Origin of the sequence: Intrasporangium sp., from assembly GCF_035280925.1 — a bacterium.
In the GTDB taxonomy this organism is placed as follows: domain Bacteria; phylum Actinomycetota; class Actinomycetes; order Actinomycetales; family Dermatophilaceae; genus Intrasporangium.
The window spans coordinates 1-26,856 of record NZ_DATEEY010000069.1; the positions used below are offsets into that span (position 1 = coordinate 1).

The following is a 26,856-nucleotide window of genomic DNA, read 5'->3' on the forward strand; positions in this document are numbered from 1 at the left end:
AGGCCCACGGCACATACCGCGGCTACTCGGCGCCGGAGACGACGGTGCTGCTGCATGTCTTCCCCTCTCGACGGGCACGGAGTTGCCCGGATCCACCGCGAATCTAGCCGGGGAGACGGGAGCAAGGGGCCCGAACGCGGACTATCTTTGCGCGCGTTCACGTTCAGCCCGGCCAGGCCGCGAGGCGCCTGCGCGTCTCGAAGCGCCGGCGGGTGCCGTCGATCGGGTCGTCGAACGCGAGCACCGCGGCAAGCAGCTGGAGCGGCTCGGAGAAGTCGCCGTCGGGCACCTCCCGCTCGACCGGGTACAGGGCGTCGCCGACGATGGGGATGCCCAGGCCCCACAGCTGGCAGCGCAGCTGGTGGGTCCGACCGGTCCGCGGCGTCAGCCGGTAGAGCCCCAGCCCGTCCCCATCGGACACCAGCTCGACCAGCGTCTCCGAGTTCGGTTCGGCACCGGGCACCTCCCGTGCCTGGTGCCTGCCGTGCTCCTTGACGACGTGGCTCCGCCTCACGAGTGGCAGGTCCAGGTCGTCGCGGACGGGCGCGACGGCGAGGTACTGCTTGTGCACCCGGCCCTCCGCGAAGACGCGCTGGTAGGCACCGCGCCAGCGCTGCTCCGTCGTGAACATGAGCACACCCGCAGTGGGCCGGTCGAGCCGGTGCGCCGGGGTCAGCCGATCGTGACCGGTGAGCACCCGCGTCCGGGCCAGCGCCGACTGCGCCACGTGCCGGCCCCGGGGCATCGTCGACATGAAGTGCGGCTTGTCCACCACCACGAGCCGGTCGTCCGTGTGGAGCACGTCGACGGGGAAGGGCACCTCGACCTCGTCCGGAAGGTCGCGATGGGTCCAGCAGACCGACCGCGGCACGAACGGAGCGTCCGCCGGGATCGGCCGGCCCCGGGCGTCGACGAACTTCCCCGCCGCCAGCTTGGCGTCCACCTCGGCGGGAGTCAGCCCCCGCAGCCGCTCGACGAGGTGGTCGCGCAGCGTCTCCCACGGCCCGCCCTGCGGCAGCCGGATCCGCTGCGCGTCGACGCCGTGCCGCGGCGGGAGCGGCGACGCAGGAATGCCGCCACGTGCCACTCAGTCCCCCTCGACGCGCAGCTCGACGTCGCGACCGAGGAAGCGGCCGTATGCCGCTGAGCTCGCTTCCAGCCCACGCAGCGCCTTCGCCGTCAGTCGGGTCAACGGCGTGACGTCGAGCGCGACGGTGCCCTTGCCCTCCTGCCGCCTCCAGACGCCGGCAACCTCGCCGTCGACGACGACCGTCGGCTGGAAGACCAGGTTGCGCCCGGGCACGACGTGGGCGACGTGCTCGTCCGGCAGCGTGACGTCACGCGACTTGTAGCCGAGCAGGAACTCGTCCCACTGCGGCAACAGGTGGACGCCACCCGGCCCATCGACAGCTGCCGTGGCGGCGGCGTGGCTGACCCAGGTCTGGCCACCCACGTCCTCCCGAGTGATGCGATCGCCGATGAGCTCGAGGGCCTCACGGACGAACGCGAGCGTCCCCCCGATCCAGCCGGCGATGTCCTTCTCGGTCACCGGGCCATGGCTGCGGACATAGCGCTCGATGATGGTGGTCATCGCTTGCTCACGGGACGGTTTGCGGCTGAGGGGAACCCACTGATCGATGAGCACGAAGGTCGGCTGCCTCCCCGCGAGCGGACCTTGGCAGAGCAGTCCCGTCATGCAGTGGTGGCCGACGAGATGATAGGTCCGCTGCCCGGCCGGGTCGATGCCGTGGTCGGCGAGCAGCGAGAGGACGTCCGGTCGGCTCATCGGCTCGCCGAGGTGCTCCTCGAAGATGACTCCTGCCCTCTCGACGTCGTCCTGCGTGATGCCGAGCTGGGCGTAGCGCGGGCCCAGGGAGGCGAGCACCCGTGGCGCGAGGAGCTCACACATCCACCGGGCATCCTCGGCCGGGACCCAGTGGATCGTCCCACGCATCGGCCAGGTCCGGACGATCTGCCTGTCGACGACGGCCTGCTCGATCTCCACCAGCGTCAGGCCGGAGCGCACCCCGATCGACCACACGCCACTCGAGTAGTCCTGTGCCTGAAGAGCGCCCATCCAACGGGCCACGGACAGCGCCGGCACGGGCGCCGCGGCGGTACCCAGCGCCGGCATGAGGCCCAGCGCGGCCATCCGAGCGCGACGCAACCGCCTTCGGTCGCCGACCTTCACCGTGGGACCCAGCTCAGCGGCATACGGCGTCCTAGCCGAGGACGGCGGCGCCGAAGGTCGCCTTGAGGTCGCCGAAGAGCGCCGACGTCGCGTTGACCCGCAGTCCGTCGTCGAGGGTCATGAGCACGGACCGACCCGGCTGGGTCAGCTTCACGTGGACCTCCGTCGCGCCGGGGTGCTCCCGGAGGATCTCCTTGAGCCGCTCGGCACGGGCCGCGGTCACCTGACCCAGCGGGAGGGTGAGCACGACCGGCCCGCGCGGGCCCTCCTTGATGTCGGGGAGCGTCAGCTCCTGGGCGAAGATCGAGATCGAGTCGTCACGCGCGCTGACCCTCCCCTTGACCGCGCAGACGGTGTCCTGGGCCAGCATCGTGGAGTACGTCAGGTAGGCGGACGGGAAGAACAGGCACTCGATGGCTCCGTCGAGGTCCTCGACCGTGGCGATGGCCCACAGGTCGCCCTTCTTCGTCCGCTTGAGCTGGAGCCCGGTGATGAGCCCGGCGACGGTCACCGGCGTGCCATCGGGCTTGGGGTCGTCGCCGGTCAGCGAGGCGATCGAGGTGTCGGCGTGCGTCTGCAGGATGTGCTCGATGCCGAAGAGCGGGTGGTCGGAGACGTAGAGGCCCAGCATCTCCCGCTCGAACGAAAGGAGGGTGGACTTGTCCCACTCGCCCACCGGGACGGGCGGCAGGCCGTCGAAGGCGCCCCCTCCCCCGGACCCTCCCGACCGGTCGTCCAGGGCGAAGGCGCCGAAGAGGCTGTCCTGGCCGATGGCCTCCTGCTTCTTCACCTCGACGAGCGCATCGATGTAGCGCTCGTGGACCTCGACCATCCCGCGTCTGCTCTCGCCGAGCGAGTCGAAGGCGCCGCTCTTGATGAGTGACTCGATGGTCCGCTTGTTGCAGACCACTGCCGGCACCTTGGACAGGAAGTCCTTGAAGGACCCGAAGGCGCCCTTCTCCTCCCGGGCCCGGATGATCGCCTCGACGACCGGCAGGCCGACGTTGCGGATCGCCGCGAGACCGAAGCGGATGTCGGTGCCGACGGCGGCGAAGTTGGCGACCGACTGGTTGACGTCGGGCGGTAGCACCTTGATGCCCATGTGACGGCACTCGCCCAGGTACAGCGCCGACTTGTCCTTGTCGTCGCGCACGCTCGTCAGCAGCGCGGCCATGTACTCAGCCGGGTAGTTCGCCTTGAGGTAGGCCGTCCAGTAGGACACGAGACCGTAGGCCGCCGTGTGCGCCTTGTTGAATGCGTAGTCCGAGAACGGGACGAGCACTCCCCACAGAGCCGCGATCGAGGCCTCGTTGAAGCCGTTGGCCTTCATCCCCTCCGAGAAGGGGACGTACTCGGCGTCGAGGACCTCCTTCTTCTTCTTGCCCATCGCGCGACGAAGCAGGTCGGCGTTGCCGAGCGTGTAGCCGGCAAGCTTCTGCGCGATGGACATGACCTGCTCCTGGTAGACGCACAACCCGTAGGTGTCCTTGAGGATCGGCTCGAGCGCGTCGATCATCTCGGGCTGGAGCTTGCCCTTGAGCTGCGGGTCGAGCGGGACGATCTCCTGCTTGCCGTTCTTGCGCAGGGCGAAGTTCGTATGGGCGTTGACCCCCATCGGGCCCGGCCGATAGAGCGCGAGAGCGGCCGAGATGTCCTCGAAGTTGTCCGGCTGCATGAGCCGCAGCAGCGAACGCATACCCCCGCCGTCGAGCTGGAAGACACCCAGGGTGTCGCCACGACCGAGCAGGTCGTAGGTCGCCGGGTCGCTCATGTCCTTGGACAGCGTGTCGAGGTCGATGTCCTCGTCGCGGTTGTCCTTGATGTTGGCGATGGCGTCATCGAGGATCGTGAGGTTGCGCAGCCCGAGGAAGTCCATCTTGACCAGGCCGAGGGACTCGCAGCTCGGGTAGTCGAACTGGGTGATGACCTGGCCGTCCTGGAGGCGCTTCATGATCGGGATGACGTCCAGGAGCGGCTCGCTGCTCATGATGACGCCAGCCGCGTGGACCCCCCACTGCCGCTTCAGTCCCTCAAGGCCCTTGGCCGTGTCGACGACCTCCTCGAGGTGTCGCTCCGCCTCCACGAGGGCGCGGAACTCCCCGCCCTCGTTGTAGCGATCGTGCTCCGGGTTGTAGATGCCGGAAAGGGGGACGCCCTTGCCCATGACGTCCGGCGGCATGGCCTTGGTCAGCTGCTCGCCGACGCTGAACGGGTGGCCCATCACGCGGGCGGCGTCCTTGACCGCCTGCTTGGCCTTGATGGTGCCGTAGGTGACGATCTGGGCGACGCGCTCCTCGCCGTACTTCTCGGTGACGTACCTGATCACCTCGCCGCGCCGGCGCTCGTCGAAGTCGACGTCGAAGTCGGGCATCGACATGCGCTCGGGGTTGAGGAACCGCTCGAAGATCAGGCCGTGCGGGATCGGGTCGAGGTCCGTGATCCCGAGGGCGTAGGCGCACATCGACCCGGCACCCGAGCCACGGCCGGGCCCCACCCGGATGCCGTTGCGCTTGGCCCAGTTGATGAAGTCGGCGACGACGAGGAAGTAGCTGGCATACCCCTTCGAGACGATGACGTCCTCCTCGAAGGCCGCCTGCTTGCGCGCGTAGTCGGGGACGCCGTCAGGGAAGCGACGCTGCAGTCCGCCCTCGACCTCCTTGATGAACCACGACGTGTCGTCCTCGCCCTCGGGCACGGGGAAGCGGGGCATGTAGCGGCCCTCGCCCTCGGTGAAGGACACGTCGCACCGCTCGGCGATGAGCAGCGTGTTGTCGCAGGCCTCCGGCAGCTCGCGCCAGAGGTGGCGCATCTCCTGCGGCGACTTGAGGTAGAAGTCGTAGGCGTCGAACTTGAACCGGCCCGGGTCCATCAGGGTCGATCCGGACTGGACACAGAGCAGTGCTGCGTGGGCCTTGGCGTCCTCTGGCCTCGTGTAGTGCAGGTCGTTCGTCGCCAGGAGGGGCAGCCCGAGGTCCCGAGCGAGCCGGAGGAGGTCCTTCTGCACCCGACGCTCGATCTCGAGGCCGTGGTCCATCAGCTCGACGAAGACGTTCTCCCGCCCGAAGAGGTCGCGCAGCTCGCCCGCCACCGCGCGCGCCTCGTCATACCTCCCGAAGCGCAGCTTGGTCTGGATCTCGCTCGAGGGGCACCCGGTCGTGACGATCAGGCCCTTGCCGTAGGTGGCGAGCAGCTCACGGTCGATGCGGGGCCACTTCGTGTACACCTGGTCGAGGGAGGCGATCGAGCTCATCCGGAACAGGTTGTGCATGCCCTCGGTCGACTCGGCGAGCATCGTCATGTGGGTGTAGGCGCCGCCGCCGGAGATGTCGTCGCGACCGCCATCGCCCCAGCTGACCTTCGTCCGGTCCGTGCGATGGGTGCCAGGGGTGATGTAGGCCTCGACGCCGATGATCGGCTTGACGCCGGTGCCCTGCGCCTTCTTCCAGAACTCGTAGGCACCGAACACGTAGCCGTGGTCGGTCGTCGCGAGCGCGGGCATACCCATCCGCGCCGCCTCCGAGAAGAGGTCGGTGATCCGGGCCGCTCCGTCGAGCATCGAGTACTCCGTGTGCACGTGCAGGTGCACGAAGTTCTGGTCTGGCCTCGGAGCGGATTGGGTCGACATCGGGGTTGAGTCTAAGCCTCGGCGGGGACACTCCCCGGGCGTGTCGCAGCGGGTGTCGCCCGCTGTTCCGTCGGCGCCGCGCGGGCGGCCGGACCGGTGGCTTCGGCGAGCATGGAACCGACCCGGGGCCGACGGTGTACAAGTGGTTGCGGGACCACTGCCCGCGTGGGAGGAGCCATCGAGAAGGACCGGGAGAGCGAGATCCTGGCCCGGGTGCGCGCCGGGGAGCGGGCTGCGTACGCCGAGCTGGTGGTGACGCACGCCCCGCTCGCCAAGCGCGTCGCCGTCTTGGCCGGGGCCGGCCGCGACGCGGACGACGTCGTCCAGGAGGCATTCGTGAAGGCGTACCGGTCATTGACCTCGCAGGCCACCTTCCGCGACGGCTCGAGCTTTCGGCCGTGGCTGCTGCGGATCGTGGTCAACGAGACGCACAACCAGCGACGCGGCTCGGGCCGGAGGGCCGAGCGGGAGCGGCGAGCCGGGTGGCTCGACGCCCGGTCGCTCACGGTGCCGGACCCGGCCGAGTCGGCGCTGTCGGCCGCGCGGCGACGTGCCCTGCTCGACGCCGTGTCCGGGCTCCCAGCCGACCAACGCGATGTCGTCACCTGCCGGTACCTGCTCGAGCTGTCGGAGGCGGAGACCTCGCAGGTCCTCGACCTCCCCGCGGGAACGGTCAAGTCCCGGCTGCATCGCGCCCTGAGCGCCTTGAAGGAGGTGATGGCCGATGCCTGACCAGCTCGATGCCCTCGAGCGGGAGCTCATCGCCCTCGGCCATGACCTCGCGCCCGACCCGCCGCCGGACGGCTTGGTGGCGGCCGTGCTCGCCCGGATCGCCCATGACGACCCCGACGACCCCGTCGCCGAGCCGGCGAAGCGGCGCCCGCCAGAGCGCCGACCTTCCGAGCGAAGCCGCCCGATGCGCCGCCTGGCCTGGGCCATCGCAGCGATGGTCGTCGCCGTCGTCGCGCTCGTCCCCCCGGTCCGGGCCGCTGTCATGGAGCTGCTCCACATCGGAGGGATCGTCGTCCGCGAGGAACCCGGGCCACGTCCCCTGCCGTCGACGCCCGGTCTCGGCGAGCGCCCAACCCCTGGCGAGGGCGCGACCTCGGTCCCCCTCGACGAGGCGAGGCGGGTGCTCGGATCCGACTTCGGGGTCCCGGGGGCGCTCGGGCCGCCGGCCACCGTGTCGGTGTCGCACGAGGGACGGGTAGCGGAGCTGACCTGGGGGGAGGGCGCGGCGGTGACCCGGCTCGACGTCTTCGCCGGGTCTCCTGACTGGGGCTATCTGAAGCGCGTCTGGAGTGCCGTCACCCCGACCGGAGTCAACGGTCGCGACGCCGTGTGGCTGGGCGCCACCCACGAGATCGAGTGGGTTGATCGGCGCGGGGTGACGCAGACGGCGCCACCCAGGCTCGCCGGTCCGACCCTCGTCTGGGTCACGAGTGCCCCGGATGGACGCGACCTGACCTATCGCCTCGAGGGTCCGTCGACCCTGGCCACTGCGCTGGACATCGCCACGACTGTCCCCTGAGCGGACGGAACCACTCCGGCCCGGGCGGTGTAACGAGGACACCGCTCACGACCATCGAAGGAGCACCCCATGCGCAGGTTCATCGTCCTCGTCATCGCCGCACTGGCTGGCCTCGTGCTACTTCCGGCAACCCCTGCCAGCGCAGGTGGACCGACCTCCGTCCTCGTGGTCGACAACCAGGGGAGGCACGCTGCTGGCGCGCTGACGGGCAGTTCCACCTACCACTCCCTGGCCCGGGCGTTGGACATCGAGAACCCGCCGGACGGCCAGCCCAGTCCGGAGGACGGCTTCATGGCGGGCTCGATCCGCCTCACCTGGATGATCCATGACGTTCAGCCCTGGCGCGTGGACGCGCTGACGATCGAGGGTTCGGACGTCTGGGTGAGCACGCTGCTCATGCAGGGCGGCGAGAGCCTCTTATCGGGCGCCGAGGCCCCAGCCCGGGCGGTCAGGCATCGACCCGCGAACACCGCCCTGCTCCTGTCGGCCCTGGAGGATCTCGGAGTCCTGGGCGGCGGTGCGGTCGAGCCGCCCGCGTCCCAGACGCGTTCGACCGCCTCCGTGACCGCTTTGGCCGCGCCACCGGAGCCGGCCAGCACCGGTGTGCCGCCGGCAGCGCTGGCCGTCAGCGCGGCGCTCTCGCTCGTCCTCGGCGCGCTGGTGGGCCGGTCGTGGCCACGTCGACGGGGACCATCTCCGGCTGGAGTGGAGGCGACCCCGGTGGCGCGGGCGACCGCGGGTGCGAGCCCAGCGGCATACGCCACGGGGAGGGAGCATCTCAAAGGTTTCACCCTCCGCTAGAGGGTGACCCTCAGAGGGTGGCGATGGCGTCGAGAGCCCGCTGGAGATCCTCCGGGTACGCGCTCTCGAAGTGGACGTAGGCACCCGTGCCAGGGTGCTCGAAGCCGAGTCCGACGGCATGCAGCCACTGCCGGTCCAGCGCCAGCTTTCTCGCCAGGGCGGGGTCTGCGCCGTAGAGCGGGTCGCCACAGCACGGGTGCTTGATCGCCGCCACGTGAACCCTGATCTGGTGCGTGCGTCCCGTCTCGAGATGGATGTCGAGCAGGCTCGCGTGGCGGAAGGCCTCGATGACCTCGTAGTGGGTGACCGACGGCTTGCCGCTGCGCATCACCGCGAACTTGTACTCGTGGCCGGGGTGCCGCCCGATCGGCGCGTCGATGGTGCCGACGAGCGGATCAGGCAGTCCCTGGACCAGGGCGTGGTAGTTCTTGTCGACCGCCCGCGTCCGGAAGGCCTGCTTGAGCCGTGAATAGGCGTGCTCGCTCTTTGCCACGACCATCAGGCCGCTGGTGCCGACGTCGAGTCGGCTGACGATGCCTTGCCGCTCCGGCGCCCCGGACGTCGAGATCCGGTATCCCGCAGCGGCCAGCCCGCCGACGACGTCCGGGCCGGTCCAGCCCACGCTCGGATGGGCCGCGACCCCGACCGGCTTGTCGACCACGACGAGGTCGTCATCGTCGTGGACGATCCGCATCCCGGGCACCGGTTCGGCCACGACCTTGAGGCTGGGGCTGTCGGCGGGAGCGGGGAGGGACACCTCCAGCATCGCCCCGGGCGCGAGCCGGTCGGACTTGCCCGCCACCTTGCCGTCGACGACGACGAGCCCCTCACCTGCGAGGTCGGCGGCGCGCGTACGGGAGAGCCCGAAGAGACGCGCCACCCCGGCATCGACCCGCTCGCCGCCCAGGCCCTCGGGGACGAGGACGGTCCGGATGTCAGTCATCCGACTGCTTCCCCAGCTCTTCGCTCACCTCTCGCTCGTCCGGCTCCCGTGGGTCGGCGGCTGCTGATGCCGGCTTCTTGTCGCGACGCCCGTCGACGCCCAACCCGAGCAGGGCGAGCGCGATGATGAGCAGAGCGGCGCCCACGATCCAGATGTCCGCGACGTTGCCGATGAACCACCCGTTGTAGTCGAGGAAGTCGACGACATGACCCTCGCCGCCACCTGGCGGACGGACGAAACGGTCCGTCAGGTTGCCCAGCGCACTGCCGAGGAGCAGGCCCAGGGCCAGCGCCCAGGCCCGGGAGCCGAGGTCCTTCGACACGTACACGATGGCCAACAGCACGACCACGGCGATGATCGTCATGACCCACGTGTTGCCGGCGCCGAGCGAGAGCGCCGCCCCCGGGTTGCCGATGAGCTTGAGCTGGATGATGTCCCCGAGGAAGGGCCGCGGCTGGCCGTCCGCGAGGACGTCGAGGGCGATGAGCTTGCTGATCTGGTCGCTGGCGTAGGCGAGGACCGCGACCACGACGAGAAGGGCGAAGAGCCGCCTCCGGCGCGCGGCAGGCGGGTGCTTGGGCGGGTCTTCGTTCTCCACGGGTCCTGGAACTGCGGTGAGGGAGGACACGGCATCGACGCCCACTCGGGGCGTCGACGGTGTCTCGCTGGGGGTCAGTGGCGGGCCTGCTTCTCCTGGCATGTCATGCACAGGGTCGCACGAGGACGGGCCTGGAGTCGAAGTTTGCCGATCGGGTTCCCGCAGTTCTCGCAGATGCCGTACGTGCCCGCCTCGAGCTGCTCGAGCGCATGCTCGGCCTGGGCGAGCCCGGCCCGGGAGTTCGCGGCCAGGGCGATCTCATGAACGCGCTCGGCCGTCTTGGCGCCGGCGTCCGCCTGGTCGTCGCCCGCTCCGTCGCTCGACGCGCGAAGCAGGTCATCGAGCTCCTGCTCGGCGAGCTCGAGCTCCTGCCGGTGCACCTGGATCTCCTCGAGGAGGATGGCGCGGACCTCCTTGATCTCTGCCTCGCTCCACGGGCTCTCGTCGTCCTTGACCCGGAGGCGTTCGGCGAGCCGGCCCGCGCGGGCTGGAGTGGTGCTCCCGGCTGCGGACGTCGACTTGGCGCTCGTGCTCTTCACTGATGCTGCCCTCTTCATCGGTGTGGACCTGGTGTCTGCCGACCGCCTGGAGGGGGCAGCCGCTGCTGCGGAAGTCGGGGTGGCCTTCTTGGTGGCGGCCTTCTTCACCGTGGTCTTCGCGGTGGTTGTCTTCTTCGCGGTAGTTGTCTTCTTCGCGGTGGCCTTCTTCGCGGTTGTCTTCTTCGCGGTTGTCTTCTCGGCCGCTGTCCTTGTGGCTGTCGCCTTCTTGCTCGGGGTCGCCTTGGTCGCGGCCTTCTTGCCCGGGGCCGCCTTGGTCGCGGCCTTCCTGCCCGGCGCCGCCTTGGTGGCGACGGCCTTGCTGGTCGGAGCCGGCCTGCCGGTCGCCGCCTTCGTGGCCGTCGTCCTCGTGGCTGCGCTCTTCGTGCCGGTGGCACCGTTTCCGGCGGTGGCCTTCTTTGCCGGGGTCTTCTTCCCGGCCTTCGGTGTCGCCGCCTTCGTTGAAGTGGCCTTCTTGATCGCAGGGGCAGCACGCTTGGTGCCGGCCGCACGCTTGGCCGACGATGTGGTGGCGGCGGTCGTCCTTGCCGGCGCTGCTTTCGTCGCAGGAGTCGTCGGGGCGCCCGCCCTCGCCGGTGCCTTCCTCGGTGCTGCCATGTGGTCCTCCGTCGCTGGGGCCTTCCACCTTGACAAGTGCCGCCGACAATAGGCGTCAACGAGCCCACAGACAAACGTGAAACGCACAACTCGCCGTTGGGGTTCGATCGTGAGACAACGAACGGCCGCCCGGGTCCATCGGGCGGCCGTTCCGCTGCTGAGGTGGTGGGCTCGTTCAGCCCTGGGCGCTGCCCGTCTTGGCAGCGTCCTGGACGCTGCCCTCCAAGTCGTGCAGCTGGCCCTCGATGTAGGACTTGAGGTTGGTGCGGTAGTTGCGCTCGAAACCGCGCAGCTCCTCGATCTTGCGGTCGAGTGCCGTCTTCTGCCGCTCGAGGTCCTCCAGAAGCGCTGCCTTCTTCTGCTGCGCCTCCGCGACCATTCCGGTCGACCGCTCGCGGGCCTCGGTCAGCATCTCATCGCGCTTCGCCGTGGCTTCCGAGATGATCTTGTCGCGCTGGCTCGTCGCCTCGGCGAGCATCTGCTCGCGCTGGGCTGTCGCGGACGCCGTCATCTCCGCCGCCTTGCGAGTCAACTCGTCATGCTGGGTCTGAGCGGTGGAGATGAGCTCACGGTGACGCGCCTCCGCCTCGCCGACGAGCTGGTTGCGACGGGCCTCACCTGCCGCCACGTGTTCATCGTGCAGCCTCTGGGCGAGCGCGATGACGCCGGCCGCATCCGCGCTGCTGGTTGCTCCCTCTGTCGCGGGCGCGCTCTCCGACTCGGCACGCAGCCGCGACGCCTGCTGCTCTGCGGCCCGAGCGGCCTCCTCGGCCGCCTTCGTCTGCTCGCGGGCCCTGGCCAGCTTCCCCTCGGCGTCGGCAACCTGGGTGCTGAGGGCGTTCAGCTTCGACTGGGCGTCGTTGAGCGCCTTCTCGTCGACGGCGGACCTCGCAGCCGCCTCGGCCCGCTCCGCGTCCGCCTTGGCCCGCTCGATGCGCTCCCGCGCCGCCCGCTCGGCGGCATCCGCCTCGGCCTTCGCCTTCGCAGCCCGGTCCGACGCGGCCTTGAAGGCCCGCTCAGCGTCCTGGATCTTCGCCGTGAGCGCTCCGAGCTTGGCATCGTCACCCGGACGCCCCACCGGTGGCATCGCCTGCGTCGGGCCGTCGCTCCGGACGGCCGGCTGGTTCTTGCTCGCGCGGCAGTCGTTGAGCTGCTTCAGGTAGTCGTCACGCTGCTCGATGAGCGAACGCATCTCCGCCACGATCTCATCGAGGAAGTCGTCGACGTCCCGCTCCTCGTAACCACGTCGGAACTGCGTGGTCTGGAAGTGCTTGTTCAGCACCTGCTCCGGCGTAAGCGCCATGTGTCACCTCGATACAGACGTAATGGTCAGGGGTCAACCTATCTAACGAACCGGTCACGACCCAAAGCCACATGATGCCACTCACAGATCAGCACCCGGTGCAGCCGCGCCACTCTCGTTTCGTGGCCCCGGCATCGTGGCACAGATCCCTGAGACCTGCGCCCGGCCGTGTGCCCGGACCTGCCTCAGAAGAAGCTCGGAACGTTGAGAGCGAACGAGGTCAGCAGCATGAGGACGAGGAAGCTGAGGTCGAGTCGCACGCCACCCAGGGTGGGTGAGGGAATCACTTTTCGCAGCGCCTTGAGCGGCGGGTCGGTGACGGTGTAGACAGCCTCGGCAAGCACCAGGACGAGGCCGTTGGGCCGCCAGGAGCGCGAGAGAACCTGCACCCATTCGAGCACGAAGCGGGCGATGAGAGCGACGAAGAAGGTGAAGACCACCACGCCGTAGATGGTCCAGATCAGGTCCATGCGCTCAGTGTCCCTGATGAGGTGGCGCCGTCAGAAATCGGGTCCTCCGGCTCACCGGCGGCAGGGCCCGAAGTGGTGAGACAGCTGGGTCAGCTCTGGTTGAAGAAGCCACGCGTGGAGGTGGGCTGGATCTCGGGCTCGTCGGCAGCGATCTCGACGTGTGACGGTGAGAGCAAGAACACCTTCGAGGTGACCCGCTCGATGGTGCCGTGGAGGCCGAACACGAGGCCGGCGGCGAAGTCGACGAGCCGTTTGGCGTCCGCATCGTCCATGTCGCTCAGGTTCATGATGACCGGCACCTGGTCCCGGAACCACTCGCCGATGTTCTTCGCCTCGTTGTACGTACGCGGGTGGATGGTCGTGATCCGGTTGAGGCGGTGGACCTCGGGCTCGTTCACGACCGCGGCCACGGCGCGCTTCGTCGGCAGCGGGGTCACCGCCGCCGTGTGATCAGAATCGGCCTCGAAGCGATCCTGGTCGTCGTAGTCGTCATAACGATCGTGACGCGGGTCCTCTTCGCTGAGTCCCAGGTACACCATCGTCTTGCGCAGTGCCCCTGCCATGCCCACTCCCAAGCCTCGGGTTACCGTTGCCCTCGACGTTACAGAAGTGACGGGCGTGAGCCGAGGATTGCGGTTCCGACACGCAGGTGTGTCGCTCCGTGCCGGATGGCCGCCTCGAGGTCTCCGCTCATGCCCGCCGACACCCAGTCGGCGCCGGGATGGACGGCCCGTATGCCGCTCGCCACCTCCCGAAGAAGGGCGAAGCTGTCGTCGGAGTCGGCTTCCATGGGAGCGACCGCCATGACGCCCTTGAGGACGAGACCCGCCCTGTCGACGACGGCTGCGGCGAGCCTCGGCACGTCGGCTGGGAGCGCCCCTCCGCGACCGGTGTCGCCGTCGAGGCTGACCTGGATGAGGACCGAGAGCGGTCGGCCGCGCTCCATCGCACCCGCCGACAGCCCGCGGAGCAGCTTGACCCGGTCGACGGAGTGGACGACGTCGGCATAACCCGCGACGTGGCGAGCCTTGTTGGACTGAAGACGTCCGACGAAGTGCAGCTCGAGACCGGCGTCCCCGCGGAGCGCTGCCCGCACCGCCGCGATCTTCGCCCCGGCCTCCTGGTCCTTGTTCTCGCCGATGGCCCGGACACCGAGCTCGTGGAGCAGGAGGACATCGCTCGCTGGGAAGAACTTGGTGACGACCACGAGGGTGGTCTCGGCCGGGTCTCGTCCCGCCGACTCACAGGCGCCGCTGATCCGATCGCGGACCGACGCGAGGGCGGTCGCCAGCTCGGTGCGGCGTGCTTCAGTGGCCTGCTGGGTCGCCTCGCTCACGCGACGCGCTCCGCGCGCAGCATGATCACGCCCGCGAAGCGACCGGTGACCCCGTCGCGACGGTACGAGTAGAGCTCCTCGTCCTCACGCGTGCAGCCCGCCACCCGCTCGACCGGCACCTCGAGTCTGGTCAGCTGCTCGATGACTCCGGCCGCCACGTCGATCGCCGGGGTGCCGGCCCACGACGTCGCCACGGAGGTGGGGGCGACGGCCGCCGCCGCCCGCACCAGCTCCTGGGGAACCTCGTAGCACCGGCCACACACGGACGGGCCGACGATCGCCGAGATCCGCTCCGCCCCAAGGGAATGCATCGTGTCGATGGCCCGTGGCACGATCCCGTCGAGCAAGCCGGGCCGACCTGCGTGCACCGCGCCGACGACGCCGGCGTGGACGTCGTGAAGCAGCACAGGGACGCAGTCGGCGACGAGCACGGCCAGGGCCAGCCTCGACGTGGCAGAGACGATCCCGTCGGCCCGGGGCGCCGCCCCGGCCCACGGGCCCTTGACCTCGACGACGACGGTCCCGTGCACCTGGTTGATGAACAGGAGACGATCTCGAGTCACGCCCAGCGAGGCGGCCAGGGCAGCCCGGTTGGCCTCGACGGTCCCACGCTCGTCGCCGACGTGCCCCCCGAGGTTCAGGCCGGAGTACGGCGACTCGCCCGTGCCCGCGGCACGTCCGGTGAACGCCACCTCGATGACCGGGCCCCCTTCGACGCCGAGGACCGTCGATCGCCAGTAGAACACTGACCCAACCTACCTTCCCCGTGAATGCTTCCCGCTCAGTGACCAAGGCTGACCAAGGCTGACCAAGGCTGACCAAGACCCGGTTGCGCTGGAAGGGAGCTCAGCGGCATACGGAATCGGTTCCTGCCTCACACGGCTGCGGGACCCGGCCACCGCCGGGTCCCGCAGCCGGAGGTCACTTGAGGAAGTCCGGCACGTCGAGGTCGTCGCTCTCCTCGAAGGTGGCCTGACGGGGCGGCTGTTGGGTCGGCAGCTGCTGTGCATGTCCCGGCACCGGCGAGACGGGCTGCTGTGGGCGGGCGTGGTTGACCGGTTGGTACGTCGGAGCCTGGGGCTGAGGTTGCACTGGAACATGAGCCGGCTCAGCCACCGCCGGGGGCTGTGTCGGTTGCGGCGCGGGGGTGGTCGGGACCGAGACCGGCGCAGCGTGGTGGTTGTTCTGCGCCGGCTGAGGCGTGAGGGGGCGCTGGCCCGACGCCTGTCCCAGCACCTGCCCCAGGGCTCGGTCGTCCTGGCGCTTCGTCGGTCCGCCGCCGTCGAAGCCGGCGGCGATGACGGTCACCCGCACCTCGTCGCCGAGCGCGTCGTCGATGACGGCACCGAAGATGATGTTGGCCTCCGGGTGCGCGGCCTCCTGGACGAGCCGCGCGGCCTCGTTGATCTCGAAGAGGCCGAGGTCACTGCCGCCCTGCACGGACAGCAGCACTCCGTGCGCCCCGTCGATGGAGGCCTCGAGCAGCGGCGAGCTGATGGCGAGCTCGGCCGCCTGGACGGCCCGGTCCTCGCCGCGGGCGGACCCGATGCCCATCAGTGCCGATCCTGCGCCCTGCATGACCGACTTGACGTCCGCGAAGTCGAGGTTGATCAGGCCCGGCGTCGTGATGAGGTCGGTGATGCCCTGGACACCGGACAGCAGCACCTGGTCGGCGGACCGGAAGGCGTCCATCATCGACACGTTGCGGTCGCTGATCGACAGCAGCCGGTCATTGGGGATGACGATCAGCGTGTCGACGTCCTCGCGCAGCGACGCGATGCCGGCCTCGGCCTGGTTCGCCCGGCGGCGCCCCTCGAACGTGAACGGACGGGTCACGACGCCGATGGTGAGGGCACCGAGACCACGCGCGATTCGGGCCACGACCGGGGCGCCGCCCGTCCCGGTGCCGCCACCCTCGCCCGCGGTCACGAAGACCATGTCGGCGCCCTTGAGCACCTCCTCGATCTCCTCCGCATGGTCCTCCGCCGCCTTCTTGCCCACCTCGGGATCGGCGCCCGCGCCGAGGCCACGGGTCAGCTCGCGACCGACGTCGAGCTTGACGTCTGCGTCACTCATGAGCAGTGCCTGCGCGTCGGTGTTGATCGCGATGAACTCGACACCCTTGAGGCCGACCTCGATCATGCGGTTGATGGCATTGACCCCACCGCCGCCGATGCCGACGACCTTGATGACGGCCAAGTAGTTCTGCGGTGCTGCTGCCACGAGAGTGGGCCTTCCTGGAGGTGGTGCAAGGTGCTGCCGTGCTGGGTGGTCCTGGGTGCGGGCCGACACCCTGTCGGCACCCGGACCGGTTGTGGAGCTGGTGTGGAGCTGGTGTGGACCGTGCCGAGCCGGTAGCCCTCAAACCTTAAACGTTGACCTAAAGGTTACGGTTTGGTCACGAACCAGTGCCCTGACGGTATGACGAGGGCCAAGGCGGTTCAACCCACCACGCCGTGTGGCGACGGGGCGATTGTCACAATGCCGCTGGCGTTCCGGAGCGCGTCCGTGGGGTGGCTCGTGGTGCCGGCGCGGTGGTGTCACCGGGTCACCGGCGCCTCGGGGACCGAGACGTCGATGGTCCGGCCGGGCTCGGCCATGAGGACGGCCACGAGCTTTGCCTTGACCGCCGCGTCGTCCGGCCCGCCCCAGAGCACGGTCCGTCGGCCGTCCTTCGTCTCCAGGGTGAGCTCCACCCGATCACCTCGGGCCAGGGCCACGTCGGTCACGGCCTCGCGCAGTCCGCGGTCGAGTGCGGCGAGGGCCTGGAGGACGGCCCTGACCCCCTCCGGCCCGGCGGCACCGGTCGTCGACGAGACGAGCGGCAGCCCGTCGGGCACCTCGGCCACGGTGCGGAACGCGACGCCGTCGCGGTCGTAGAGCTCGAGCGCTCCGGAGCTGCCGCGGACCGCCAGGACGGCGACCCGCGGAGTCACCTCGATGACGACGCTGTGCGGGAGGCGCCGGGCGACCGAGACATCCACCCAGCGGCGGTCCTGTTCGAGCCGGTTCGTCGCGGCGCGAGTGTCGACGCGCATCAGGGGGCCGCCCAGGGACACGGCTGCGACCTCGCGCACCACTCGGGCCTCCGACGACCCGACCCCCCTGACGTCGACCCGCTCCGCGAGGAGCAACGAGCTGAACCACCCGAGCCAAACGGCCCCTCCAGCGAGCAGCACCACAACGGTGGCCACGAGGGCGACGAGCCATGGCCGACGCCGCGCCCGGGCGGCTCGACGCTCGAACCGCCTTCGGGCAGAGGCGAGCCCGCGGCCATAGCCGGGACGTCGGCGTGAGCGGGTCAGCTGCTTCACGGGGGACCACCGCCGAGGAGTCGCAGCACCTCCGGCCCGATCATCGTCACGTCGCCCGCGCCAACCGTGAGGACGAGGTCGCCGGGTCGGGCCAGTCCGACCACGACGCCGGGTACGTCCGACCACGACGGGACGTAGTGGACCTCCGCATCGGCACGCGCGTGCGAGACGGCATCCGCGACGAGCTGGCCGGAGACGCCCGGCACCGGGTCCTCCCGCGCCGCGTAGACGTCCATGACGACGACGATGTCCGCCGCCGCGAGGCCAAGACCCAGCTCGCTGGCGAAGTCCAGGGTGCGGCTGTACAGGTGCGGCTGGAACACCACGATGAGCCGCCCCGGAGGCTCGACGAGCCGGACCGCCGTCTCGACGACCGCGGCGACCTTGCCCGCGTTGTGGGCATAGTCGTCGACGACGACGACGCCACCCTCCTCGCCCTTCGGCTCGAACCGACGCCGCGTGCCGGTGAACGACGCAAGGCCGGCAAGCACCCCGGCGGGGTCCTGACCGAGGCCGTGGACGGCGGCCGCATACGCGGCCACGGCGTTGAGGGCGTTGTGACGGCCCGGGATGCCGAGGTTGAGCCGGTGCTCGACGCCCCCGTCGACAAGGGTCGCGGCCGACGTGAGGCCGTCCTGCCCGTGGTCGCGCAGGACGACGTCGGCATCGGGGTCGAAGCCGTAGGTGAGCACGCGGATGCCGCCGGATCTGGCGCGCGCTGCCAGGGCCACCGCGCCCGCGTCATCGGCGCACGTGACGAGGAGGCCGCCCGGCCGCGTCGTGCGGACGAACGCGTCGTACGCCGCCTGCACCACGGTGAAGCTGCCGTAGAAGTCGAGGTGGTCGGGCTGGACGTTGGTGACGATGGCGACGTCCGGGCGGTAGACGAGGAACGAGCCGTCACTCTCGTCCGCCTCGACGACGAAGACGTCGTCCGTCCCCTGGTGTGCGTTGGTCCCGTGCCGGGCGAGCTCGCCGCCCACAGCGAAGGACGGGTCGAGGCCACACCCCTGGAGCGCGACCGCCAACAAGGACGTCGTCGTCGTCTTGCCGTTGGCGCCCGCCACTGCGAGCCGCCGCTGCCCGTGCATCAGGCTCGCCAGGGCCTGGGCACGGTGGAGGACCCGAGCGCCCCGGGCGCGAGCAGCGATCAGCTCGACGTTGTCGTCCCGGATCGAGGAGGACATGACGACCGTCTGGGCCCCAGCCTGGTGCTGCTCATCGAAGCCGACCCAGACCGTGGCGCCCTCGCTCGCCAGCGACGTCAGCACCGGGACGTCCTTGGCATCGCTGCCCGACACCTCGATCCCGCGAGCGAGCATGATGCGAGCGACCCCGGACATCCCGGCGCCTCCGATGGCGAGGAAGTGGACCCGTCCGAGCTCGTCAGCCCTCGGGACCTGGGCGGAGAAGTCGAACCTCGCTGCGGCAAAAGGCTGCTCAACCGTGGGCTGATCGGTCATCGACGGGAGCCCCAGGCCTCGTCGACGAGGTCGGCGAGGGCCTCGTCCGCAGCACGCTCCCCCAGCCGGGCCGCCGCCTGCGTCATGCGAGCAAGCTGCTCGTCGTCGGTGGCGAGCGGGAGCACGTGCGCCTGCACCCACTCGGGCGTCATTGCCGCGTCCTCGACGAGGATCCCGCCGCCGGCGGCCACCACCTCACTGGCATTGAGGCGCTGCTCTCCGTTGCCGATCGGCAGTGGCACGTAGACGGCGGGCAGGCCCACGGCAGTGAGCTCGCACACCGTGTTGGCACCTGATCGGGCCACGACGAGGCCTGCCGCGGCGTAGGCGAGCTCCATCTGGTCGGCGTAGGGGACGACGCGGTAGGGAGCGCCGACATCGGGCACCTCGGGCGTGAAGTCCTTGCCGAGCCCCGTGAGGTGCAGGACCTGGACGCCGGCCCGGCTCAGCCGCTCGGCGGAGGCCGCGAACGCGTCGTTGATCCGCTGCGCCCCCAGTGAGCCGCCGGTGACGAGCACGGTGGGCCGGTCGGCCTCGAGCCGGAAGTGGTCGAGGGCCTCCGGCCGAGTCGCCGCGCGGTCCAGTTGGGTGATCTCGCGACGCAGCGGCATCCCGATGCGCCGCGCCCCCGGGAGCCGGGTCCGCGAGAACGTGGTCGCGACGTACGGCGTCCACCGGGCGCCGAGACGGTTGGCGAGACCGGCGCGGGCGTTCTGCTCATGGATGACGATCGGGATCCGGCGCCGGCGGGCGGCGAGATAGGCGGGCGTGCTGACGTAGCCGCCGAACCCGACGACGACCTCGGCCCGGGTCTCGTCGATGGCCCGTCCGGCTGCCGCCACCGCTTCCTTGAGCCGGCCGGGCAGCCGCAGCAGGTCCGTACTCGGCCGACGAGGCAGCGGGACCTTTGGCACGTAGCGCAGGTCGAAGCCGCGAGCCGGCACCAGCCGTGCCTCGAGGCCGACCTGGGTGCCGAGCGCGGTGACCGTGATACCCCGGTGTCGGCGCACCAGGGCGTCGGCGAGAGCCAGCAGCGGCGAGACGTGGCCGGCGCTGCCTCCCCCGGCGAGCAGGACGGAGGTGGGCGAGGACACGGCGATCACCGGTTTCTGCGACGGGTCGGACGGGAGGGTCGCCGGGAGGGAAGGATGCTGAGCGTCCGCTTGATGACCCCGGGACGGGCGGCGAGCAGGGTCCGGCAGCCTGGCTCACTGCGCGCGAAGGAGAGCAGCATGCCAAGGGCGAGCAGCGTGGTGACGAGCGAGGAACCCCCAGCAGACACGAGTGGGAGTGGGACGCCGACCACGGGAAACAGCCCGATGACCGAGCCGATGTTGATGGTGGCCTGGCCGATGAGCCAGGCCATGATCCCGGCGGAGGCGACCCGGATGAAGCGGTCCTGCGTCCGCGTGACGAGCCGGTAGCAGGCCCAGGCGAGCACGCCGAAGAGGACGAGGACCAGGAGGGTGCCGGGCAGCCCCAGCTCCTCACCGATGATGGCGAAGATGAAGTCGTTGTGGGCCTCCGAGAGCCACTTCCACTTCTCCTTGGAGCCGCCGAGGCCGACGCCCCACCAGCCGCCGTCGGCGAGGGCGTAGAGCCCGTGGACGGACTGCCCACACCAGCCGTCCGGGTCGGTCTGGCAGGTCGGGTCCAGCCAGTTGCTGATGCGTGTCGTGCGGTTGCTGCTGGACGTGACGAGGAAGACGATGCCCGCAAGGAGGCCGGCACCACCGACGACGAAGAGCCGTTTGGGCGCGCCCGCGACGAAGAGGACGGCAACGACGATGAGCCCCATGACGAGGCCCGTCCCGAGGTCATTCCCCCCGAGGACGAGCGCGAGGACGACCGCGCTGATCGGCAGGACGTACGGCAGGACGGCGTGGAGCCAGTTGCCGACGAGGCTGCCCTTGTTGGCGAAGATCGCGGCCCCGGTGAGGACGAGGGCGATCTTGGCGAACTCCGACGGCTGGATCTGGATGAACCCGAGGTCGAGCCAGTTGAGGTTGCCCTGCACCTCGACGCCGAGGGCGGGCACGAAGACGGCCGCCTGGAGCCCGACGGCCCCGACGAGGGACACGCCGGCCAGGCGTCGCCACCACCGGACCGGCCACCGGGCCGCCCATGCCGCCACGGCGGCGCCGACCACGGCGAAGAGCAGCTGTCTCACGAAGTCGGTGTAGAACGCCTCGTCGGCGAGGAGCGCCTCGACGCTGGACGCGGAGAACACCATGATGAGGCCGAACACGACGAGTGTCGTGGTGACCCCGAGCAACAGGTAGTACGTCGTGAGCGGCGACTCGAGCTTGCCGAAGTGCAGGAGCGACGGGCCGGCATCGGCCTCAGCCGCCCCACCCCTCCCCCGGCCTGCGGCGGCTCGCTCGGCAGGTCTCTTCGCCGTCCGGTGCGGCGGCCTGGTGCCGGCGCCCGCCGCTCGTCGGCCAGTGGTCACCGAGCTCACAGGTCACCACCGCTCCCCTCCACGAGCCGCCGGACGGCCGCCTCGAAGGCGTCGCCACGCGCGCTGTAGTTGGTGAACATGTCCATAGACGCGGCCGCCGGAGCGAGCAGGACCACGTCACCGGGCTGCGCGAGGCGCGCGGCCTGCGTGACGACGAGGTCCATGACCCCAGTGTCCGTGTCGGGGACGTCCACGACCGGCACATCCGGTGCGTGTCGGGCCAGTGCCTGGGCGAGCTTGGCCCGGTCGGCGCCGATGAGCACCACGCCACGCAGCCGTGAGGCAACCTCCTCGACGAGGCTGTCGACGTCGGCGCCCTTGAGCAGCCCACCCGCGATCCAGATGACGCTGTCGAACGACGTGAGGGCCGCAGCGGCGGCGTGCGCGTTGGTCGCCTTGGAGTCGTTGACCCACCGCACCCCGCGCAGCGTGGCGATCTCCGCGATCCGGTGCCGGTCGGGCCGGAAGGCGCGTAGCCCGTCACGCACCGCCAGCGGTCCCACACCGTAGGCCCGGGCGAGCGCCGCGGCGGCCAACGCGTTGGCGAGGTAGTGGGGCGGCACCGACGATGCGTCGCCTCGCAGGTCGTCCATGGTGCACAGCTCCGCCGCCGCGTGCTGTCGCTGCTCGACGAAGGCCCGATCGGCGAGCACGTCGTCGACGACCCCGATCATGGACGGCGCCGGGATCCCCGTCGTGAAGCCGATGGCCCGGCAGCCCTCGACGACCTCGGCCTCCATGACGAGCTGCTCCGTCTGGATGTCGGCGACGTTGTAGACGCAGGCGAGGTGGGTGTTGTCGTAGACCTTGCCCTTCGCTCGCAGGTACTCGGCGTAGGAGCCGTGCCAGTCGAGATGGTCGGGGGCGACGTTGAGCACCGCTGAGGCAACCGCGGAGACCGATCGCTGCCAGTGCAGCTGGAAGCTGGACAGCTCGACCGCGAGCACGTCGTAGGGCTCGGGGTGCAGGACCGCCTCGAGGATCGGCGTGCCGACGTTGCCGGCCGACGTCGCGCGCAGGCCGGACGACCGCAGGATCGAGGCGAGCATGTTGACGGTCGTCGTCTTGCCGTTCGTGCCGGTGACGGTGAGCCAGGGAGCCGCGCCCTCTAGGGCACGCATCCGCCAGGCCAGCTCGACTTCGCCCCAGATCGGCACCCCGCGGGTGGTTGCCGCGAGCATCAGGGGGTCGTGTGGCGGCACGCCGGGAGAGGTCACCACGAGCTGCGTGTCCTCGGGCGGCTCGCTCAGGTGCTGCGGCCCGAGCCGGACGTCGACGCCCAGGATGTCGAGGATGGCGGCTCGCTCGCTGATCACGTCCGTGACGTCGCGGGACACCGCCGTGACCGCCGCTCCCCGCTCGGCGAGTGCGTCGGCGGCAGCGAACCCGGACACGCCGAGACCGACGACGAGGACGCGCAGGCCGGACCAGTCTGCATCTCGATGCGTGAGTCCGTGCCGGGGCTCGTAGGCGGGATCGAAGCTCATTGCGTCCCCACCACCCACTCCGCGTAGAAGACACCGAGCCCGAGGGCGACGAACAGGCCCGCGATGATCCAGAACCGGACGACGACGGTGACCTCGTGCCAGCCCACCATCTCGAAATGATGGTGCAGCGGCGCCATCCGCAACACCCGTTTGCCGGTCGTCTTGAACGAGATCACCTGGGCCATCACGGACAGCACCTCGAGGACGAAGAGGCCGCCGAGGATGATGATGAGCAGCTGGGTGCGAGTCGTGATGGCAAGGCCGGCGAGCGCTCCGCCGAGGGCGAGCGAGCCCGTGTCACCCATGAAGATCTTGGCCGGGGTCGCGTTCCACCAGAGGAAGCCGAAGCACGCTCCCATGCCCGCCGCAGCCACGAGCGCGAGGTCGTGCGAGTCGCGCACCTCGTAGCACTTGATGCCCGGGTTGGTCTGGCAGTTCTGGTTGAAGGTCCACAGGCTGATGAGGACATAGGCACCGAACACCATCGTCGAGACCCCGGTGGCGAGGCCGTCGAGGCCGTCGGTGAGGTTCACGCCGTTCGACGTGCCGGCGATCATGAGGTTGGCATAGATGACGAAGAGGATCATCCCGATGAGCGTGCCCGCGAAGGCCAGGTTGATGTTCGTGTCGCGGACGAAGGAGATGAACGGCGAGGCGGGCGTCCGGTACTGGTCGTTGGGGAACTGCAGCGCGAGAACCGCGAAGATGACGCCGACGAGGGTCTGGCCGAGCAGCTTCTCGCGTGACCGCAGCCCGAGACTGCGCTGCTTGGAGATCTTGATGAAGTCGTCGAGGAAGCCGACGATGCCGAGTCCCGTCATGAGGAACAGGACGAGCATGCCGCTCGCGGTGAGGGGCGTGAGCGTGACCAGGTGCGCGGCTGCGTATGCGCCGAGGGTGGCGGCCAGGATGACCGCCCCTCCCATGGTCGGGGTGCCACGCTTGGTGTGATGCGTGGTCGGCCCGTCGTCGCGGACGAACTGGCCGTAGCCGCGTCGCACGAGGAACTTGATGAACAGTGGGGTGCCCAGGAGGGAGAAGATCAGTGAGAACGCGGCCGCCGCAAGGACACCCTTCACGGCGCCACCGTCCTCTCGTCTCGCTCGTCGGGCCGGTCGTCCACGGCGGCAACAGCGCCTTCAGCACCGACGGTGCGCCCGCCCTCAGCCCACTCGCCGGTGGCGGCGAGCCGGTCACCGAGCCACCGTAGCCCGCTGTCGCGGCTCGACTTGAGCAACACGACATCGCCGGGCTGCAGGCGTGCCTCGAGGAACTCGTGGGCAGCGTCGACGTCCGGGAGCCATTCGGCGGCGCCGTACGCCCGTGCCCCCTCGCCGACCGCCACGACGTGGTCGACACCCAGCCCGGCGGCATACGACCCGATGGCGGAGTGCTCCCGGTCACTGTCCGGCCCGAGCTCGAGCATTCCGCCGACCACGGCCCACCGCGCTCCCGACGTCGAGATGACGGCGAGCGCGTCGAGCGCTGCACGCATCGAGTCAGGGTTGGCGTTGTAGGCGTCGTTGACGACGACGACACCGTCTGGGCGCTCGGTGATCTCCATCCTCCAGCGGCTCACCGGCGTCGCCGCGGAGAGCGCAGCCGCCACCCGGTCGAGCGACATCCCGAGCTCCAGTGCCGCCGCCGCCACCGCGAGTGAGTTTGCGACGTGGTGGGCACCGCTGAGCTGCAAGGACACTCGCGCGCGCCCTTCCAGGGCGATGAGGTCGTATGCCGCTCTGCCCAGCTTGTCGACGGACACGTCCTCCGCGCGCACCTCCGCATGAGGCGAGAGACCGACGAGCTGCACGCGCGACCGCAGGTCGCCTGCCATCGCGGCGACGACGGGATCGTCGGCGTTGAGGATGGACAGGCCGTCCGGTGGCACCGCCTTGGGCAGCTCGGACTTGGCGAGCGCGATGTTGGCGCGCGAGCCGAACTCCCCGACGTGCGCGGTGCCGACGTTGAGGACGATCGCGACGTGCGGCGGGGCGATGCGGGTGAGGTACTCGACGTGACCGATCCCGCGGGCGCCCATCTCCACGACGAGGTAGCGCGTGGCGGGCGTGATGCGGCAGACGGTGAGGGGCACCCCGATCTCGCCGTTGAGCGAGTTCAGCGGCGCCACCGTCTCGCCTGCGGTGGACAGGACGGAGGCCAGCAGGTCCTTCGTCGTCGTCTTTCCGGACGAGCCGGTGATCCCGACGATGCGCACGCCGGGCGCCCGGTCGACCACACCTCGGCCGAGTCGCCCGAACGCGGTCTGGACGTCGTCGACGACGATGGTGGGCACGCGCTCGATGGGCCGCGAGCCGAGCACCGCCACCGCTCCGGCCGCCACGGCGGCGGGGGCGTAGTCGTGACCGTCAGCGAACTCCCCGACCCGGGCGACGTAGAGGCTGCCCGGTCCGCACTCCCGGGAGTCGGTGGTCACGACGCCGTGGACGACCACGGCGGCCGGGTCATCGCAGCCGTGGAGCTCGCCGCCCGTCACCTCGACGAGCTCCGCCAGGTTGAGTGGGATCACCGGGCTCCTCCCACGACGGCGGCACTGAGCGCCGACCGCACGGCGTCCCGGTCATCGAACGGGTGCTTCACCCCGTGGATCTCCTGTCCCTTCTCGTGGCCCTTGCCGAGGACGACGACGGTGTCCACCGCGCCTGAGCCGCTGGAGCCGATCGAGCCGCGGACGGCCATCGCGACCGCCTCGTTGATGGCCTGGGTCCTGGAGCCACCGTCGAGCACCTCGGTCGCCCTCGCACCGCCCTCGCGGACGACCCGTTGGGCACCGGCCAGAACGGCCTCTCGAATCGTCGCGGGATCCTCGGAGCGCGGGTTGTCGTCGGTCACGATGACGACGTCCGCTCGCTTCCCCGCCGCCACTCCCATGGCCTCTCGCTTGCTGCGGTCCCGGTCACCACCGGCCCCGAGGACGGCGATGAGCCGACCCGAGGTGGAGGGCCGCAATGCCGTCAGGGCAGCGTCGATGGCGTCGGGGGTGTGGGCGAAGTCGACGATGCAGCGAGGCTCGCCACCGCCGCCCTCCGAGACGACCTCCATCCGGCCGGGGACCACGGGGGGCACAGCCAGAGCTGCCTGGACGTGGTCCGGCTCGAACCCGAGGCGCATCAGGGCGACGGCCGCGATCGCCGTGTTGGCGATGTTGAAGGAACCGGGCAGGTGGGACACCAGGTCGAGCGAGACATCGCCTGACCGGTTGTACAGCCGGAACGCGCCACGCTGCGCCGCGCCCGGGCCGGCGGCTGGTCCTGGACCAGGTGCCCCATCGGGCCGGGTCGCGGCGACCGCCCAGTCTGCGTCAGGGCCGTCAGAGCCCGTCGTCGTCAGCGTCGTCACGGGCACGGTGGCTCGATCGAGCAGAAGGCACCCCCACTCGTCGTCGATGCAGACGACTCCTGCGACGCACCGCTCGGGCGTGAAGAGGCTGGCCTTCGCCTCGAAGTAGTCATCCATCGAGTGGTGGTAGTCGAGATGGTCCTGCGAGAGGTTGGTGAACAGGGCCACGTCATAGACGACGCCATCGACCCGGTGCTGGTGCAGCGCATGGCTCGACACCTCCATGACGCACGTGTCGGCTCCTCGCTCCCTCATCACCGCGAGGAAGGCGTGGAGATCGGGTGACTCGGGGGTGGTGAAGGCGGAGTCCAGGCGCTCCTCACCGATGCGGGTCTCGACGGTGCCGATGAGGCCGGTCCGGCGACCGAGCGCCCGAAGGGCCGACTCGAGGAGGTAGGCCGTCGTCGTCTTGCCGTTGGTGCCGGTGATCCCGATCATCGTCAGGTCTGAGCCAGGGTCGCCGTAGACGGTCGCGGCGATGCGACCGAGGCGGGCCCGCGGGCTGTCGCTGACGAGGACCGGGATGTTGAGTGCCCCGTGCTCCTCGATCGCGGCCGCCCCTGCATCGTCGGTGACCACGGCGACGGCGCCGAGCCGCACGGCGTCAGCCGCGAACCGGGCCCCATGGACATGGTGCCCCGGGAGGGCGGCATAGAGGTCGCCCGGCCGGATCGCCCGGCTGTCCAGCGAGACGCCCGTGACCAGGAGGTCCGGAGGGACGTCGGTGGCTCGCTGGGCTGGGCGGAGGCCTCCGCTAGGCCCGGCGAGGACGCGCAGGGACACGCCCGACGTCGAGGGTCGGATCAGGTCAGGTGACACGTC

Annotated in this window: 24 protein-coding genes; 4 read left to right on the plus strand and 20 right to left on the minus strand. The window is 70.2% G+C overall.

Going from position 1 to position 26,856, the window contains the following annotated elements:
- Positions 1-163 precede the first annotated feature (163 nt).
- From VJN29_RS07010 to dnaE, 3 genes are read right to left on the minus strand one after another with little or no spacing between them, the layout of a single operon-like run.
- Positions 164-1,087 (minus strand): pseudouridine synthase, encoded by a 924-nt coding sequence (locus VJN29_RS07010; RefSeq protein ID WP_324142904.1) that lies wholly within the window; start codon positions 1,085-1,087, stop codon positions 164-166.
- Positions 1,088-2,191 carry a winged helix DNA-binding domain-containing protein gene (locus VJN29_RS07015; protein ID WP_324142905.1) on the minus strand — a complete coding sequence of 368 codons (1,104 nt, stop codon included), beginning with the start codon at positions 2,189-2,191 and terminating at the stop codon, positions 1,088-1,090.
- 31 nt (positions 2,192-2,222) lie between these two features.
- Positions 2,223-5,816 carry a DNA polymerase III subunit alpha gene (gene dnaE / locus VJN29_RS07020; protein ID WP_324142906.1) on the minus strand — a complete coding sequence of 1,198 codons (3,594 nt, stop codon included), beginning with the start codon at positions 5,814-5,816 and terminating at the stop codon, positions 2,223-2,225.
- Between the two features lie 165 nt (positions 5,817-5,981).
- On the opposite strand from dnaE, the gene VJN29_RS07025 reads away from it, so the two are divergent.
- From VJN29_RS07025 to VJN29_RS07035, 3 genes are all read left to right on the plus strand, one after another.
- The gene (locus tag VJN29_RS07025) at positions 5,982-6,548 is read left to right on the plus strand and encodes an RNA polymerase sigma factor (protein ID WP_324142907.1); all 567 of its coding nucleotides are present in this window, start codon (positions 5,982-5,984) and stop codon (positions 6,546-6,548) included.
- Positions 6,541-7,347, plus strand: a complete 807-nt coding sequence (locus VJN29_RS07030; RefSeq protein ID WP_324142908.1) for a hypothetical protein — start codon at positions 6,541-6,543, stop codon at positions 7,345-7,347. Before VJN29_RS07025 ends, VJN29_RS07030 begins: the two co-directional genes overlap by 8 nt.
- Before the next feature lie 69 nt (positions 7,348-7,416).
- A complete protein-coding gene (locus tag VJN29_RS07035; protein ID WP_324142909.1) occupies positions 7,417-8,148 on the plus strand; it encodes a hypothetical protein in 732 nt (243 codons plus the stop codon).
- A gap of 10 nt (positions 8,149-8,158) precedes the next feature.
- Here VJN29_RS07035 and VJN29_RS07040 read toward each other — a convergent pair whose 3' ends face one another.
- From VJN29_RS07040 to VJN29_RS07050, 3 genes are all read right to left on the minus strand, one after another.
- Complete coding sequence (locus tag VJN29_RS07040; protein ID WP_324142910.1) at positions 8,159-9,091, minus strand: RluA family pseudouridine synthase; 933 nt, start codon at positions 9,089-9,091, stop codon at positions 8,159-8,161.
- A complete protein-coding gene (locus VJN29_RS07045) occupies positions 9,084-9,689 on the minus strand; it encodes a signal peptidase II (RefSeq protein ID WP_324142911.1) in 606 nt (201 codons plus the stop codon). Before VJN29_RS07045 ends, VJN29_RS07040 begins: the two co-directional genes overlap by 8 nt.
- 74 nt (positions 9,690-9,763) lie before the next feature.
- A complete protein-coding gene (locus VJN29_RS07050) occupies positions 9,764-10,228 on the minus strand; it encodes a TraR/DksA family transcriptional regulator (RefSeq protein ID WP_324142912.1) in 465 nt (154 codons plus the stop codon).
- On the opposite strand from VJN29_RS07050, the gene VJN29_RS07055 reads away from it, so the two are divergent.
- Positions 10,218-10,895 (plus strand): hypothetical protein, encoded by a 678-nt coding sequence (locus tag VJN29_RS07055; protein ID WP_324142913.1) that lies wholly within the window; start codon positions 10,218-10,220, stop codon positions 10,893-10,895. The genes VJN29_RS07050 and VJN29_RS07055 overlap by 11 nt on opposite strands.
- A 123-nt stretch (positions 10,896-11,018) precedes the next feature.
- Here VJN29_RS07055 and VJN29_RS07060 read toward each other — a convergent pair whose 3' ends face one another.
- The 14 genes from VJN29_RS07060 to VJN29_RS07125 form a co-directional block, all read right to left on the minus strand.
- Positions 11,019-12,146 (minus strand): DivIVA domain-containing protein, encoded by a 1,128-nt coding sequence (locus VJN29_RS07060; protein WP_324142914.1) that lies wholly within the window; start codon positions 12,144-12,146, stop codon positions 11,019-11,021.
- A gap of 185 nt (positions 12,147-12,331) precedes the next feature.
- A complete protein-coding gene (locus VJN29_RS07065; RefSeq protein ID WP_324142915.1) occupies positions 12,332-12,616 on the minus strand; it encodes a YggT family protein in 285 nt (94 codons plus the stop codon).
- A gap of 89 nt (positions 12,617-12,705) precedes the next feature.
- The gene (locus VJN29_RS07070; protein WP_324142916.1) at positions 12,706-13,179 is read right to left on the minus strand and encodes a cell division protein SepF; all 474 of its coding nucleotides are present in this window, start codon (positions 13,177-13,179) and stop codon (positions 12,706-12,708) included.
- Positions 13,180-13,217: 38 nt separating this feature from the next.
- On the minus strand, positions 13,218-13,952 hold the full coding sequence (locus tag VJN29_RS07075) for a YggS family pyridoxal phosphate-dependent enzyme (protein WP_324142917.1): 735 nt from the start codon (positions 13,950-13,952) through the stop codon (positions 13,218-13,220).
- Entirely contained in the window at positions 13,949-14,698 is a 750-nt protein-coding gene (pgeF, locus tag VJN29_RS07080) for a peptidoglycan editing factor PgeF (RefSeq protein ID WP_324142918.1), read from the minus strand. Before pgeF ends, VJN29_RS07075 begins: the two co-directional genes overlap by 4 nt.
- A 175-nt stretch (positions 14,699-14,873) precedes the next feature.
- Positions 14,874-16,175: a cell division protein FtsZ gene (gene ftsZ, locus VJN29_RS07085; protein ID WP_324142919.1), complete on the minus strand. Its 1,302-nt coding sequence runs from the start codon at positions 16,173-16,175 to the stop codon at positions 14,874-14,876.
- A gap of 317 nt (positions 16,176-16,492) precedes the next feature.
- Positions 16,493-17,266, minus strand: coding sequence for a cell division protein FtsQ/DivIB (locus VJN29_RS07090; RefSeq protein WP_324142920.1), 774 nt, complete (start codon positions 17,264-17,266; stop codon positions 16,493-16,495).
- Positions 17,263-18,729, minus strand: a complete 1,467-nt coding sequence (murC, locus tag VJN29_RS07095) for a UDP-N-acetylmuramate--L-alanine ligase (protein ID WP_324142921.1) — start codon at positions 18,727-18,729, stop codon at positions 17,263-17,265. The genes VJN29_RS07090 and murC overlap by 4 nt, the downstream gene beginning before the upstream one ends.
- Positions 18,726-19,832, minus strand: coding sequence for an undecaprenyldiphospho-muramoylpentapeptide beta-N-acetylglucosaminyltransferase (murG, locus tag VJN29_RS07100; RefSeq protein WP_324142922.1), 1,107 nt, complete (start codon positions 19,830-19,832; stop codon positions 18,726-18,728). The genes murC and murG overlap by 4 nt, the downstream gene beginning before the upstream one ends.
- Positions 19,829-21,181, minus strand: a complete 1,353-nt coding sequence (gene ftsW, locus VJN29_RS07105; RefSeq protein WP_324142923.1) for a putative lipid II flippase FtsW — start codon at positions 21,179-21,181, stop codon at positions 19,829-19,831. Before ftsW ends, murG begins: the two co-directional genes overlap by 4 nt.
- 5 nt (positions 21,182-21,186) lie before the next feature.
- Complete coding sequence (gene murD / locus VJN29_RS07110; protein ID WP_324142924.1) at positions 21,187-22,677, minus strand: UDP-N-acetylmuramoyl-L-alanine--D-glutamate ligase; 1,491 nt, start codon at positions 22,675-22,677, stop codon at positions 21,187-21,189.
- Positions 22,674-23,756: a phospho-N-acetylmuramoyl-pentapeptide-transferase gene (gene mraY, locus VJN29_RS07115; RefSeq protein ID WP_324142925.1), complete on the minus strand. Its 1,083-nt coding sequence runs from the start codon at positions 23,754-23,756 to the stop codon at positions 22,674-22,676. The genes murD and mraY overlap by 4 nt, the downstream gene beginning before the upstream one ends.
- A complete protein-coding gene (locus VJN29_RS07120) occupies positions 23,753-25,204 on the minus strand; it encodes a UDP-N-acetylmuramoyl-tripeptide--D-alanyl-D-alanine ligase (protein WP_324142926.1) in 1,452 nt (483 codons plus the stop codon). Before VJN29_RS07120 ends, mraY begins: the two co-directional genes overlap by 4 nt.
- The gene (locus tag VJN29_RS07125) at positions 25,201-26,853 is read right to left on the minus strand and encodes a UDP-N-acetylmuramoyl-L-alanyl-D-glutamate--2,6-diaminopimelate ligase (protein ID WP_324142927.1); all 1,653 of its coding nucleotides are present in this window, start codon (positions 26,851-26,853) and stop codon (positions 25,201-25,203) included. Before VJN29_RS07125 ends, VJN29_RS07120 begins: the two co-directional genes overlap by 4 nt.
- Positions 26,854-26,856: the final 3 nt, after the last annotated feature.

Coding starts and splice junctions, on each gene's coding strand:
- dnaE (WP_324142906.1), bottom strand. CDS start 5,816: ATGTCGACCCAATCCGCTCCGAGGCCAGACCAGAACTTCGTGCACCTG.
- VJN29_RS07030 (WP_324142908.1), top strand. CDS start 6,541: ATGCCTGACCAGCTCGATGCCCTCGAGCGGGAGCTCATCGCCCTCGGC.
- VJN29_RS07035 (WP_324142909.1), top strand. CDS start 7,417: ATGCGCAGGTTCATCGTCCTCGTCATCGCCGCACTGGCTGGCCTCGTG.
- VJN29_RS07040 (WP_324142910.1), bottom strand. CDS start 9,091: ATGACTGACATCCGGACCGTCCTCGTCCCCGAGGGCCTGGGCGGCGAG.
- VJN29_RS07060 (WP_324142914.1), bottom strand. CDS start 12,146: ATGGCGCTTACGCCGGAGCAGGTGCTGAACAAGCACTTCCAGACCACG.
- VJN29_RS07065 (WP_324142915.1), bottom strand. CDS start 12,616: ATGGACCTGATCTGGACCATCTACGGCGTGGTGGTCTTCACCTTCTTC.
- VJN29_RS07070 (WP_324142916.1), bottom strand. CDS start 13,179: ATGGCAGGGGCACTGCGCAAGACGATGGTGTACCTGGGACTCAGCGAA.
- murC (WP_324142921.1), bottom strand. CDS start 18,729: ATGACCGATCAGCCCACGGTTGAGCAGCCTTTTGCCGCAGCGAGGTTC.
- murD (WP_324142924.1), bottom strand. CDS start 22,677: ATGAGCTTCGATCCCGCCTACGAGCCCCGGCACGGACTCACGCATCGA.